A 13848-nucleotide genomic window follows, 5' to 3' on the forward strand; every position below is an offset into this window, starting at 1 on the left:
CGTTTAGCGCGCGCCACTGCCGATACGCTGCCCCAGTTCGCGGGCGGCGGTCAGATAATCCTCCGGGCGCGGCAAGTGCGAGGGCAACATCCACTCCGCCGCCCGGAACTGTGCGCCGCAGTAGCCAAAAATACCGTGCTCCAGCTGCGTTTTCATCGCCTCAAAATAGTTGTGCCGCTGGTAGACGTCCTCCGTCGCCGCCCCCAGCCCCACCAGCCAGACGTTCAGCCGACCGAGTTTTTTCAGCAGCTTACCGTCAGGCGACTCTTCGTAGGCCCAGCCATTCGTAAACACGCGATCGATCCAGCCCTTCATCATGCCGGGCATCGACCACCAGTAAATCGGGAACACCAGCACCAGATTGTCGGCGGCGTCGATGCGCTGCTGCTCCCGGCGCACGTCGTCAGGCACCTTACGCTGGCCGCTGAACGCCTGGTAATCCACCTCCTGATACGCTGGCGCGAAGTTCTCCTGATGTAAGTCGGCAATCTCCACGCGATGAGCGCGGTCGGCGCTGGTGATGCCGTCGGCAATATGGTTCGCCACGCTGCGGGTGAGCGAGGTGAGAGACGGGTGAGAGGTGACGATCAGAGTTTGCATAGGTTTTCCTCATTGCTTCTGCCGGGGAACTCTTTTACTCTTAACGCTGAAGTTACCTTTGGTAACTTACCAATAGTAACTTAGCGATGGATGATGCCGTTGTCAACAGGAGACCCGACGATGACGCAAAAGCGCATGAGCAAAGAAGACCGTTTTCAGCAATTACTGGTAGCGGCCTGGAAACTTATTGGCCAGGAGGGCACCGAGTCCCTGACACCCGGCAGGCTGGCGGAGTTTGCTGGCGTGACCAAGCCGCTGGTGTATAACCATTTCGGCTCGCGTACCGGGCTGTTTATTGCGCTATACCGGGACTTTGAAGCGCGCCAGGCGCAAATCTTTACCCAGTCGATTTCCCGCAGCGGCCCGACGTTGCACGACAAAGCCAGCGCCATCGCCCGGGCGTACATCAACTGCGTACTGACCCAGGGCATTGAGATCCCCGAGGTGCTCGCCGCGTTGAGCGCATCGCCAGAGATGGAGGTGTTTAAGCTCGAATACGCGCGGGATTTCGTGAACCTGTGCCGCGACCTTCTGCTGCCCTTCTCGCCCGATAAGGCGCTGCCCGATGCCGGTTTATGGGCGATTTTCGGCGCAGCCGAAGGGCTGAGCTATGCGGCGAAAACCGGCGAACTGGAGGCGGATGCGGCGGTGGAGGAGCTGACGGTGGTGATTATGGGGGTGGTGGGACGGGGGAAGACGGGACTACGAACTACGTATTATCCAGGGGGTTTGGTTCCTTTTACATTATTCCGCGAGCTAACAAGAGTCGTTATCAGGATTAATGGAGAGGATCATGAATACAGGATGGCATCCGGCTGACATCATCGCGGGCTTACGTAAAAAAGGGACGTCTCTTGCAGCGCTGTCGCGCGCGTCGGGATTGAGTTCCTCCACGCTGGCAAATGCGCTTACGCGTCCGTGGCCTAAAGGGGAGCGTTTGATTGCGGAAGCGTTGGGGGTGGAGCCGAGCGTGATATGGCCGGAAAGATATGTGGGGCAGGATGGGAAGAAAGTTGATAGAAGAAGGTTGATGAGTAAGCAGAGGTAAAAATTAGCATAGTTAATATGGGTAAAGCCGACAAAAGTAGCTTTACCTATATTAAAAATCATCCTCTAAAAAACTTAAAAATTTATATAATAAAATTTATTAAAATGCCCCATACAGCTTCAACTTATTAAAAATAAGAATGAGGTAAAAATTAGCGATAAAATACTTCCACAAGCTCACATATAATATACATTACCAGACGCTAATTATTAATAACTACAACTATGCTAATACTTACCAAGCATAAATCTTACAGGCACACCAGCATCCCCTTTCCTTATAAAAAAATAAAGCATTACATACAAAATATACATTTAAAAAAATCAAGCGACGTATCAATATACCTACACAGGAGAGTAAATAAAAAAATTAATAGTGGCAAAAATAATATCACTACAAATGAATTATTAACTCGTTTATTTTTAGGTATTTCATCATCAAGAATAATACATAACTGTCTGATATATTCTTAAAAACATAATTGAAGCATGTGAAAAAATCATAACATACGATAAATCACGAAACATTTAAATGTTATCTGCATTAAATGCATATATCAGGTTAAAATAGAAATAGCAAAATAAAAACATTGGCATTCAAGACTAATGCTGGACATGGTAGATATTAAAAAAGAAAGAAACAGCAATCTTTTTTTAAAAAAACAATAAGCATTACGCTTATGAAGAAACATTATCATTATTTTCCGCCAATGTTGCATTAATAAATTCGAGATAAAATTAAACAGAAACTAATTAAAGTATAAGCATGTAAGCATGTAAGCATGTAAGCATGTAAGCATGTAAGCATGTAAGCATGTAAGCCATGCATAATTTCATTCCCCCGCAAACACATCCAACATTTAGTTTCTTTAATAGAACCTACAATGCTACATATCAATATGGCCACCAAAATTTATGACGTTTCACAACTCAAACAAACATCCTCAGAAATAAAAAAATTTAATAAATAAAGAGCGTTTTCACCAATAAGTTTAGCATATACATCCATACCCCTATTATTTTTATAGGCGTTCAAATAAACACCCTTCTTCCGTCATCAGTACTCACTAAGCCTCTAAGTAAACCTTTCTCTAGACTATGCTATTTTTCTTTGTGATTGATATCCCTAATTCTTACAATATTTATTTCTTAAAACTTTTTGTTTAGAAGTTTTTAGCGCAATTTAATTGAGTTTTGCGTAGACAAAATGCCTTCCATATATCACAATCAGTTTTTTCTGGAAATTTTAGAGGATTTTATGGCAAAATTACCGGGCAAAACGGCATACTCAGGCATAAGAAGGACTACCACCAGAAGGTCGGGCTTCAAAAGTCATCCAGAAAGTACTGGTGGAGAATATAGACAAGAAATAGTAACTCCTATATCTTTGGCAGCGGGCAAGCCTCTCACTGTCAGTTTTCGTTTTCCTGAAAATGATGGCCAATTATATACAGGTTTTGGGGGTTTTTTCCAATGCGAGGAATTTGTAAACGTAATACTCGATAACCCGAATTCAATGAACAATGTGCTTACCCATAGTAAGTTTCCTGACACGTCAAAATTTGGTTCAATGTGGCAAGGCAATGGACATTCGAAAAATGTTACCATTACCTTCCTTTCGGACGTTGATACATTTGTTGCTTTATATGGACTTGAATGCGGTTTAATTTGGCATGAGGCATTTGACAAAGCTATCGAAAATGGTCAAGTCGGATACCTTAAGGATATGTATTCAATTATGCCCGAAGCAGGCTTTTACAAAACGCATGGAGAGATATTAATTATTTCTGAGTCTAAATCAAAATGTGAATACAATGATGTTTCTTTTCACCTTAAGTCCTGCAATCGCTGCGCCAGATTCCTGCCTATAAATATTCAAAATGAACGTGAGCAGTTATGTTTTTCTAATCATTGCGTAGCTAAGGCACCTTGTAAGCATAAAGGCTTCGGAATACTTCGAGATGTAGATACACATAACACAAAAAATTTGCACTTCGGCTACCAACTTGAATGCCGATTTTGCAAAAAATATTATGTGAATATGCCACTCAACTGGCAAAGGACTGCTGCACAAATGAAAGAGGATGCCCAACGGCGTAGGAATTTTGAATTGTTAATAGCTGAAATATATCAAGCATCTTCGCAACTTAACTATCGGAACATAACAGGCCGTGAATTATTGGATGACATATGGAATAGATTCAATGGTCATTGTTTTAACTGTAATAAAATTTTAGAAAACAAACAGAAAATGCATCTTGACCATACGCGTCCGTTAGCACTTTTATGGCCGCTAGATGGAACAGCGACTGCTTTATGTGCAACTTGTAATACAAGTAAACGTGACAGGCCTCCATCAAAATTTTACAAACAAGAACAGATCCAACGCCTTTCACTTCTGACAGGATTATCTTTCGACGAACTTATGGCTCCTGAACCAAATCATATGGTCATTCAAGAGCTTTTTAAACGTTTGGATTGGTTTTACGATGTATTTCTAGCAAAGCCATCTTTACTCATAGAACGTGATGGTAAAATTACAGCGGAACTTGTTGTAAAGGCATTGGATAAAGTTTTATTACGTTCACAAACAGTTCAATATAAATTTTCCTTCGTTGAAGAATATAATCGTCGACGTGGTCAACACATTACATTTGATATGAGTGAAGATACTGATTTTATAGTTTAACCGATATGAGGAAGGGTACTTCTTTATTACCCTTCCTTTACAAAAGATACTCTACTTATTTAAGCAAAACTAAGTATTGATGACCTATCACTCCGCCTTTGTCAGCAATACCATGTTTTTCGCAATGCTCTACAGACTCAGTAAATATATCAATCACTTTGAAATATTTTTCTGCGTAGGGCCTGAGAGACTCTGCCATATTACATCTATCAGAATGCCCTAAGTGAAACACAGCGTAACCATTATCTTTCAATCTTTCATGACACTGCTTGAAAATGTAATCATAAACATCAAATGATTTCTTTTGAATAACCTCAACAAAACTTTTTGGATAAGTCTCAAAATCCTCTCTAGTCCAACCACAGAACCAGTACCTCATCCAATTAGTCATATAGAATTTTGTACTATCAAAGAAAGGAGGTGATGTAATGATAGCATCTATATCTTTAATTTCTTCTGGCCACGTAGAAAGGATATCAGCTTGAAAACAGTGCCCCTCAACAAAACCGTCACCAATTTTAGTATCCAAAGATTTATTAACCTTATCCCAAAGCTTCCCAATTAAACTTTTATATATATAATCCCCAGAAGGGGCATAAGGTGTAATTGGATGACTTATTCTGCTCAATGCATAAGGTCGATTACCATGCAAAATATGTAACATACATGACATAACTAAAGACCAGTCAGCAGACTCGACGACATGATTTTTCCTAAAAAAATCTCTTGCACAAAGTATTTCAAAAAGCGTATCTTCATGAAAGTACTCAGGAATAGTTTTATTAAACTTCACTTCGTTAGCGTCTTTGATAGATACGCAACTAGGTTTTGAGCTGGTAATATATTTTTCCAAAGAACAAATAATTTTTGTTACGTTATCCCTATTTGGTCTTTTTATTTTAGCGTTACTAAGGCTTGTAGCCAGCAGACCAATATCCATACCATAGGATTGACGTCCATTTAGCGCAGCCTCAAAAGGGATTGTTCCCGATCCACTAAAGGGATCGAGGATTTTGTCACCTATATTTGAGAATGCTTCAACCAATTTAAATGCCAAAGCAGGTTTCATCTTCCCTTGATAAGAACAAACCGAGTGTAAGGGATTACCCCAATTACGTTTAGAATAAGGATGTTGAAGGTGAGGAAGTGTTTCTTTAAACATGTTCCACTTTTGGGGAACATCCGTACTTTGTGTATGTCCTGTAAAAACAGATATTTTATCAATCTGAGCCTTTTCCAACACAATTAATGACTGAGTTAAAGCGGCTCCAGATTTAGACTTTCTACTTCTTAACGTTACAATATCTATTGTTCCAAAACCAGAATCTTTAGCTATCTCACTGAGTATTTCATGAGTCGGCACGTGCACTCCACCATAGATAGAATCACCAATATCAATAGCAGCAATCCCGCCTGTTTTCATGTGCTTAGCAAGCCCCTTGAATACAAGTCCCATTTCTTCAAAATAACCTGCAGCCATTTTAGAAATACGCCCATCATATGCATTACTTTCAAGTTCAGAGACAACAGCACGTGCAGCCGGATGAACTACATTACCCTTGTTCTTTGTAACATCATTAATCCCTGACGTCACGACCTCATCACGAAAAGCACGCAAAGAGGTAGCTGAAGAAATAAATCCCATATACCACAGCTCTAATTTAGTATTCCTAAAATAGTTGGTCCCATTAAGGTATGGCGGGCTTGTAATTACACCATCTACTCCAAGTGGTCTTAACTCATGTAATTGTTTTGCGTTATGTGCCACTAATTTAGCTTCGACATTAGATGTGGGGCAACGCAAGCAGTCATCTGCCAAAAGCATTAATTGCTCTTGAACTGACTTTACAAACTCAGGTACTCCTTTCAATAGTTCCTTCGGAGTTTTAAAACGAACATCTCCTGCGCGCTTTAAACGAGAGCAAAGAATTAGTTTTGAAATAACTGCAACTTCAAGCGTCAATCCTAGGATCGGTTTTTTCGCTAATAATGCGTCATTTAATGTTCTAAATTTTAAAACTTTAGAAAACATTTCCCTGTCAAAATACTCGCTATTTTGAAATGCTGCATAATAGTGCATTTTCAGCTCGTGTTTTTCTTCACAATCAGCATATAAAAAAGGCAATTCTTTCGATAGGTTTATAATTTCATGATAGAGCTTTATTTTCTTTTCTTTTGGTAAAGCAGCTATGGTTAATTTAGCATTAATAACTTTACGCATTGCTGGATTAATTTCACTATAAAAGGTCTGAACACCCTGTAGCCCGAGGGTTAACGGAGTTGTTCCTACACCTGCAAACGGTTCTAGTATGCTAGTCGCATGAGGCATATATGTTCTCAAAACGGAACGGACAAATTCAGACGAATATCCTTCAAGGTATGCATACCAATCGTGGAGAAACTCCCCTTTACCACCAACATGAGTAACATGTTTAGCATCAATTTTTAAATCTAAAGGTAGACAATTTGATAAAGACATTTTTAACCTTTCTGAATTGGCGGTAAGATTAAAGGGATAATAATAGCTCTCATGTTTATATCAACCACTTTACTGATTTATCACTGTGTTTATGAACAGTATCACACATAAATGTAACTGTAGATACTGGATTTTCATAGCAAAGATTTTTTCAGAGGTTTTAGTTATAGCAATGTGAAAAAAAAGTGATTTATCTTACTGAAAATATAAGGTTTTAAGCATATTCCAGCAAAATGTGTTATCGCCAGATAATCACATTCGAGGGCTACATTATGTTAAGTAATTAGACCATGCTTTAGGTGGGATGAATCGCCAGAAAAGTCTTACCATTACTTCATTGCAGGCACAAAAAAAGCCGCCCTCAGGCGACTTAATTAGCATTCCGATGGTGCCGAAGGCCGGACTCGAACCGGCACGTATTTCTACGGTTGATTTTGAATCAACTGCGTCTACCGATTTCGCCACTCCGGCACGGAAAGGTATGCGGAAAACGTTGAGGATTATACCCTTACCGGCCACCTTCGCAACCTCAATTGTCCGTAGCGTGCGCTAAGTGCCGAAAATTTCGCCTTAGCCCTGCCCGTCTCCCATCCGCCCGGCAGCATGGTGACTCCCTTGCTATACTCTGCATCATCTCAAAACAAGGAGTCACGATGCTCGTGCTGTGGAACACCCTGATTGTGCTGGCGACCGTCGCCGCAATGGAGATCGTGGCGACGCTGGCGCATAAATACATCATGCATGGATGGGGATGGGGCTGGCATCTTTCACACCATGAACCGCGCACCGGCTGGTTTGAAGTCAACGATCTCTATGCCGTGGTGTTCGCCGTGCTGGCGATAGCGCTGATCGCTGTCGGCACGTCCGGCGTCTGGCCGCTCCAGTGGATCGGCGCAGGCATGACGCTCTACGGCGCCATTTATTTTATGGTGCATGACGGGCTGGTGCATCAGCGCTGGCCGTTTCGCTATATTCCTCGCCGCGGCTACCTGAAACGTCTCTATATGGCGCATCGCCTGCATCATGCGGTGCGTGGCAAAGAGGACTGCGTCTCCTTCGGCTTTCTCTATGCGCCGCCGGTCTCAAAGCTCCAGGCGATCCTGCGCAGCCGTAACGGCAGACCGCCGCAGGGCGAGAAGGCTATACCGCGCGATCGTCATGCCGCGGACGCTGCCACAGCGCAGAAGAACGCGGCGACGTCGACGCGGCGCGAGAGCTGACCGCCTGCGCTGCGCCCTTGAGCAGCAGCGCGATTTTCTCACCCTTGCTGGTGCCCTGCCGCCGATCCCAGGCATGGGGGCCGGCGGCTTTCACCTTCACGCCAATCTCCCGGTACACCCCGTGCGCCGTGGCGATCGCCCAGGCGGAACGCAGCGGCAAACCGGCGAGTCCCGCGCGCGCCGAAGCGTAATAGGGTTCGGCGGCGTCCACCAGTCGCGCCGCCAGTCGCGCCAGCTTCTCACGGTTCGCGGGATCGGCGAGCTGTTCGCGTTCGATACCCTCCTCCGCCAGCCACTGCCCCGGTAAGTAACAGCGCCCGGCTTCAGCATCCTCCACAATATCCCGCGCGATGTTGGTCAGCTGAAAGGCCAGCCCCAGATCGCAGGCGCGATCCAGCACCGCCTCGTTGCGCACGCCCATCACCCGCGCCATCATCAGCCCCACCACGCCCGCCACGTGATAGCAGTAGCGTAGCGTATCCCCGAACGTCTCATAGTGGGTGTCGCGCACGTCCATGGCGAAGCCTTCCAGATGATCGAACGCCAGCTGTGGCGGAATAGCGTGGCGTGTCGCCACTTCCTGAAAGGCGGCGAAAGCAGGCTCCTGCATCGGTGCGCCCGCGTACGCCCGCTCCGTCTCGGTTCTCAGCATCGCCAGCCGCTGCGTGGCGCTGCCGGTAACGGCAGAGGCATCCCGAAAGCCCAGTACCTGGCCGTCGATCACATCGTCGCAGTAGCGGCACCAGGCGTAGAGCATCAGGGCGCTGCGGCGGGTCGGCGCGTCAAACAGTTTTGCGGCGGTATTGAAGCTTTTCGAGCCGGCCGCCATGGTATCGGTGGCGTGTTCCATCAGCGTGCTGTTCATGGCGCCAGCGCCTCCAGCATCAGGCCTGCGGTGGCTTTTGCCGAGCCGATCACGCCGGGAATACCCGCGCCCGGATGGGTGCCCGCGCCCACCAGGTAGAGATTGGGAATACGGCTATCGCGGTTGTGCGGGCGGAACCAGGCGCTCTGGCGCAGGATCGGTTCGACGGAGAAAGCCGAGCCATGATGTGCGCCGAGCTTGTCGCGGAAATCAAAGGGCGTGAACATACGCTGCGTCACCAGCTGGTCGCGCAGGCCGGGCATATAGTGCTGCTCCAGGTAGGCGAAGATGCGGTCGCGCAGGCGCGGCCCTTCGACATTCCAGTCGAGATCGGCGGTACCGAGATGCGGCACCGGCGCCAGCACGTAATAGCTGCCGCAGCCGGGCGGCGCCAGAGAAGGATCGGTGACGCAGGGGGCATGCAGGTAGAGCGAGAAATCGTCCGACAGGGCGTCGCGGTTAAAAATATCGTCAATCAGCGCCTTATAGCGCGGCCCGAAGCAGACGGTATGGTGCGCCAGCTGGCTGTGATGATGGTTAAGCCCGAAATAGAGCACGAACAGCGAGTTGCTCATGCGCTTGCGCTTCAGCGACGCGGCGCGGGATGCGCCCACCGGATGATGGCCGAGCAGTTTTTCATAGGTGTGCACCACGTCGGCGTTAGAGGCGACCGCCGCCACCTCAATGCGCCGCCCGTCTGCCAGCTGCACCGCGCCGATCTCGTTGCCGCGGGCTTCCAGCCGGGTGACTCCGGCGTTCAGCTCCAGCGTGCCGCCGAGATCTTCAAACAGCCGCACCAGCCCCTGCACCAGCGCGCCGGTGCCGCCGCGGGCGAACCACACGCCCCACTCGCGCTCCAGCGCATGGATCAGCGTGTAGATGGACGAGGTGGCGAACGGGTTGCCGCCCACCAGCAGGGAGTGGAAGGAGAACGCCTCGCGCAGGCGCTCATCTTCGATAAACGACGACACCATGCCGTAAACGCTGCGCCACGCCTGCAAACGCGCCAGCTGCGGACCGGCGCGCACCATATCGCGAAACGACAGAAAAGGCACCGTGCCAAGCTTCAGGTAGCCCTCTTTAAACACCGCCTGCGAGTACGCCAGAAAGCGGCGATAGCCTTCAACGTCGCGGGGGTTGAAGCGGCGGATCTGCTCTTCCAGCCGCGCCTGATCGTTGTCATAGTCAAAGACCTGGCCCGACTCCCAGCAGAGGCGGTAAAAGGGCGTCACCGGCAGCAGATCGACATAGTCGGCCATGCGCTTGCCCGCCAGCGTAAAAAGCTCTTCGATGGCGGTGGGATCGGTGATCACCGTGGGGCCTGCGTCAAAAGTAAAACCCTGATCCTGATAAACATAGGCGCGGCCGCCGGGCTTGTCGCGCTGCTCCAGCAGCAGCGTGGGAATGCCTGCCGCCTGCAGGCGGATCGCTAAGGCCAGGCCGCCGAAACCAGCGCCTATTACTACTGTTTTATTCATCACTGAACGCTCGCAGCCGGGGAGTGTGTTTGAGTACGGCCTGCAGGGCTTCGCCCACCGGTACCGGTGGTTTGCCCGTCAGGATCCGCGCTTTGTCGGCCAGGGTAAGCTGACCGGCGTAAAAGCGGGCGATAAGCCCTGGGTTAAGTCGGTAAAAACGCTGCATCACCTGCCAGCGCCTGTCAGGGCGTCCGGCAAGAAACAGCATACGGTTGAGCACGCGGAAAAAACGCTGGCGACGCCACTGCTGCTGCGCGTAGTCCCGCGTCAGGGCGAAGAGCGCGCCGGACGACAGGTCGCGCTGGTCAGCGATCAAATCCGCCAGCACCGCCGCCTGCGGCAGGGAGTAGCCGGTGGTGGAGTGGAACAGCCCGGCGCGCAGGCCGCTACAGGGCTGGCCTTCCTTCTGCCGCCAGAACGCGCGGCAGTCTCCCGCCAGGGTGATCGGCAGGTTGCCCTGCTCTTCCCGCTCCAGCGTCTCCAGCGCCCAGCCCTGCGCCGCCGCGTAATCGACGATATGCTGGCGCGCCTGATCGTCGCCAAGCGTGGCGCGATCGATGTAATGGGTATCTTCAATCAGCAGGCTGTCGGCGGAGAGCGGTAGCGTATAGACAAAGCGGTAGCCCGCCGACTGATCCACGGTGGCGTCCATCAGCAGCGGGCGCGTCAGCCCGTGCGGCTGGCTGAGCCGCCACTGCTGCCCCAGAAACGCCTGTGCGCCTATGGTCAGATGTTCGCCCGGCTGATAGCCACGCCCGTCGATTACCGCACCGGCGTGCAGCACCGTGCCGTCCGCCAGCGTCACCGTCCGGGGCGTCAGCGCGCTGACCGGTGTCTGCGTTCTCAGGCTATCCCCCAGCGCCTGCGCTATCTCAAGTGCGAAGCGCTCAGAGGTGATGCTCAGATAGCCGCCGTCAAACCGGCGGGTCAGCGCCGGAAAGCGCACGTCATAGCCGGGCCAGCGGTGCGCCACCAGCGGTGCTATCCAGCCGTGCTGCGCCGGGGTGAGATCCTCGTGATGGAATGACCAGGTGTGATTACCGCCCGCCTCCGCGCCTGCCTCCAGCAGCAGCACCTTCAGCTGCGGCTGACGCTGGCGCAGCCGCCAGGCGATCAGCCCGTTGGCCAGCCCGCCGCCGACGAGGATCAGATCGTACTGTGTCATGCGCAGGCCGCCAGGATCGGGTGACGGCTGTTGAGCGCCTGCTCCACTATTTCCGCCGCGCTGGTCGCGCCGCCAGCACTGGCAAGCTGCGTCTGCATCAGGCGTAGCTGCTGGCGGTAGCGGGCATCGCTGAGCAGCGCGTTCAGGTTTTTCGCCAGCGCACCTGCGGTGGTGAAGCGTGAAGCGCGGCGGCCAATGCCGCTGTAAACCACGCGCGCGGCAACGCCCGGCTGGTCGAACGCCAGCGGGATAGTGAGGATCGGCGTGGCGCTCTCGATGGCGTCCATCACCGTATTGAGTCCGCCATGGGTGATCACCGCCTGCGCCTGGCGCAGTACGGCAGGCTGGTCGGCAAAATCAGTCACCTCCGCGCCATAGCGCCGCAGTCTCGCCGCCTGCGCCTCGTTCAGGCCGCCGCAGTGGGCGATAAGCAGCCGGACGTTCAGCTGGCGGCAGGCACGGGCGATGGTGCGGAACAGCCTGTAGCGGTGGCCCTGAAGGGTGCCCAGCGAGGCGAATACCAGCGGCTGCGCGGAAGTCTGTACCTCCTCCGGCGCGGCGTGGCTGTGGCGCAGCGGCCCGACGGCGTGAAAGTGCGCGGGCAGCTGGCGACGGGGAAAATCAAAAGCAGGCAGCGTCTGGCTGATCTGCGCCAGCGGCGACAGACAGTCGTGCAGCGATCGCCGCTCGCCAAGGCCAAAGGCGCGCGCATGGCGTGCGATCACCTCGCTGTGGCGGCGCATCAGCCAGTCATAGATGCGCTCGCTGGTGGCATAAAGTTTCTGGCTGCGTGGACCGGTGGCGTAGTTAAAGGGCATCACCGGCAGCGGCAGATGCGGCTCACGGTTTACCGGCAAGGCGCAGGCGACCGAGACGAACGGCAGGCCCAGAGCTTCGGCGACCAGCCCGCCCGCCGCCTCCATCTGATCGACGATCAGCCCGTCGATACCCGCCTGTTGCAGCGCGGCGGGCAGCTCACGGCAGAGCATGTCGCTGGTTTTCGCCATGTCTTCAATCAGCCGAAAAATACCCGGTCCTGACGGGTGCGCCGTTAACGCCAGGGTGCGCGCCAGGCTGCCGGGGGGATGGCTGCGTTCGCCAAGGGGATAAAAACCGATGCGCGCGTCGTCAAGCAGCGTGCGCGCTTCCGCCTGCTGCATAAAGGTGACGCGATGGCCGCGGGCGATTAACGCCTGCGCCAGCGCTTCCAGCGCGCGCACGTGACTGTAGAGCGGTGGCGCGATAACCGCGTAATGGCTCATTCCTCATCCCCGACGCGCACCAGTCTGGCCTGCCGCAGCGCGCTCAGGCTGGCGCTGCCGGTACAGAAACAGGCGACCCGCAGCTGATCGATGATGATCTGAAAATGGGCGATCACCGCGTCGCCGGAGGCAGTGGCGCAGCCGAGCACCCCTGCGGCCTGGCCTGCGAGGGTCGCGCCCAGCGCGATGGCGCGCGCCACATCAATGCCGTCGCTGACGCCGCCGGAGGCGATAAGCGGCATCTGCGGCAGCGCGTGATGCAGATCGCGCAGTGCGCGGGCGGTGGGAATGCCCCAGTCGGCAAAGGCCATCGCCACGGCGCGGTCATGCGGCGTCGCGGCGCGTTCGCCCTCCACCGCTGCCCAGCTGGTGCCGCCGGAACCGGCGACGTCCAGCATCGCCACCCCCGCATCAGCCAGCTGGCGGGCCACCGGCACCGAAATACCCGCGCCGACCTCTTTCACCACCACCGGCACCGGCAGAGCCTTCACCGTGCCGGCGATCGCCGCCAGCACGCCGCGCCAGTCGCGGTCGCCGCCGCCCTGCAAGGCTTCCTGTAAGGGGTTGAGATGAATAATCAGCGCGTCCGCCTCGATCATATCCACCGCGCGGCGGGCGTAGTCGATGCCATGGTGGGCGGCAATCTGCGCCGCGCCCAGGTTCGCCAGCAGCGGAATATCCGGCGCGGCCTGGCGCAGTTCGCGGGTCAGGCCCCAGCTGTCTTCGCTTTCCAGCGCCACACGCTGGGAGCCGACGCCCATCGCCAGCCCTAACGCCTGCGCCGCTTCCGCCAGATGGCGGTTGATTTCCCTGGCGCGGCTGGCGCCGCCGGTCATCGAGCTTATCAGCAGCGGCGCGCGCAGCGTTCTGCCGAACAGCGTGGTGCTTAAATCGATGGCGTCCAGATCCAGCTCCGGCATCGCGCAGTGTTCAAAACGCCAGTCGGCAAAACCGGTGCCGCGCTTTTTCAGCGCCCGCGCCGGATCCAGCACGATATCCAGATGATCGTTTTTGCGTTGAGTCAGTTCCCTGTCCTTCATTGC

General features: G+C 52.4%; 11 protein-coding genes and 1 tRNA gene. 4 read left to right on the top strand and 8 right to left on the bottom strand.

What is annotated here, in order from left to right; translation table 11 throughout:
• Nucleotides 1-3: 3 nt before the first annotated feature.
• Nucleotides 4-600 carry an NAD(P)H-dependent oxidoreductase gene (locus ACQUTD_RS12995; RefSeq protein WP_473276465.1) on the bottom strand — a complete coding sequence of 199 codons (597 nt, stop codon included), beginning with the start codon at nt 598-600 and terminating at the stop codon, nt 4-6.
• Between the two features lie 99 nt (nt 601-699).
• Here ACQUTD_RS12995 and ACQUTD_RS13000 point away from each other — a divergent pair, with 99 nt between their 5' ends.
• The 3 genes from ACQUTD_RS13000 to ACQUTD_RS13010 all read left to right on the top strand — a co-directional run bounded on the left by ACQUTD_RS13000 (nt 700) and on the right by ACQUTD_RS13010 (nt 4336).
• Complete coding sequence (locus ACQUTD_RS13000; protein ID WP_473276467.1) at nt 700-1419, top strand: TetR family transcriptional regulator; 720 nt, start codon at nt 700-702, stop codon at nt 1417-1419.
• Nucleotides 1391-1648 (top strand): helix-turn-helix domain-containing protein, encoded by a 258-nt coding sequence (locus ACQUTD_RS13005; protein WP_473276531.1) that lies wholly within the window; start codon nt 1391-1393, stop codon nt 1646-1648. Before ACQUTD_RS13000 ends, ACQUTD_RS13005 begins: the two co-directional genes overlap by 29 nt.
• A 1257-nt stretch (nt 1649-2905) precedes the next feature.
• A complete protein-coding gene (locus ACQUTD_RS13010) occupies nt 2906-4336 on the top strand; it encodes a hypothetical protein (RefSeq protein WP_473276469.1) in 1431 nt (476 codons plus the stop codon).
• Nucleotides 4337-4391: 55 nt separating this feature from the next.
• Here the strand turns inward: ACQUTD_RS13010 and ACQUTD_RS13015 are convergent, their stop codons facing one another.
• Both ACQUTD_RS13015 and ACQUTD_RS13020 read right to left on the bottom strand, forming a co-directional pair.
• A complete protein-coding gene (locus ACQUTD_RS13015) occupies nt 4392-6815 on the bottom strand; it encodes a DNA methyltransferase (RefSeq protein WP_473276470.1) in 2424 nt (807 codons plus the stop codon).
• A 386-nt stretch (nt 6816-7201) separates the two neighbouring features.
• Nucleotides 7202-7286: transfer RNA gene (locus tag ACQUTD_RS13020), tRNA-Leu, on the bottom strand.
• 182 nt (nt 7287-7468) lie between these two features.
• On the opposite strand from ACQUTD_RS13020, the gene ACQUTD_RS13025 reads away from it, so the two are divergent.
• Nucleotides 7469-8035: a sterol desaturase family protein gene (locus ACQUTD_RS13025; RefSeq protein WP_473276472.1), complete on the top strand. Its 567-nt coding sequence runs from the start codon at nt 7469-7471 to the stop codon at nt 8033-8035.
• On the opposite strand, the gene crtB is transcribed toward ACQUTD_RS13025, so the two are convergent.
• The 5 genes from crtB to fni are packed head-to-tail and all read right to left on the bottom strand — an operon-like array spanning nt 7956 to nt 13845.
• Nucleotides 7956-8900 (bottom strand): 15-cis-phytoene synthase CrtB, encoded by a 945-nt coding sequence (gene crtB / locus ACQUTD_RS13030; RefSeq protein WP_473276476.1) that lies wholly within the window; start codon nt 8898-8900, stop codon nt 7956-7958. The two genes, ACQUTD_RS13025 and crtB, sit on opposite strands and share 80 nt — an antisense overlap.
• A complete protein-coding gene (locus ACQUTD_RS13035; protein WP_473276478.1) occupies nt 8897-10378 on the bottom strand; it encodes a phytoene desaturase family protein in 1482 nt (493 codons plus the stop codon). Before ACQUTD_RS13035 ends, crtB begins: the two co-directional genes overlap by 4 nt.
• Nucleotides 10371-11543 (bottom strand): lycopene beta-cyclase CrtY, encoded by a 1173-nt coding sequence (gene crtY, locus ACQUTD_RS13040; RefSeq protein ID WP_473276481.1) that lies wholly within the window; start codon nt 11541-11543, stop codon nt 10371-10373. The genes ACQUTD_RS13035 and crtY overlap by 8 nt, the downstream gene beginning before the upstream one ends.
• Nucleotides 11540-12805: a glycosyltransferase gene (locus ACQUTD_RS13045; protein WP_473276484.1), complete on the bottom strand. Its 1266-nt coding sequence runs from the start codon at nt 12803-12805 to the stop codon at nt 11540-11542. Before ACQUTD_RS13045 ends, crtY begins: the two co-directional genes overlap by 4 nt.
• Nucleotides 12802-13845 (bottom strand): type 2 isopentenyl-diphosphate Delta-isomerase, encoded by a 1044-nt coding sequence (gene fni / locus ACQUTD_RS13050; RefSeq protein ID WP_473276486.1) that lies wholly within the window; start codon nt 13843-13845, stop codon nt 12802-12804. The genes ACQUTD_RS13045 and fni overlap by 4 nt, the downstream gene beginning before the upstream one ends.
• Nucleotides 13846-13848 lie beyond the last annotated feature (3 nt).

The sequence above is a fragment of the Enterobacter sp. K510 genome, from assembly GCF_055804875.1.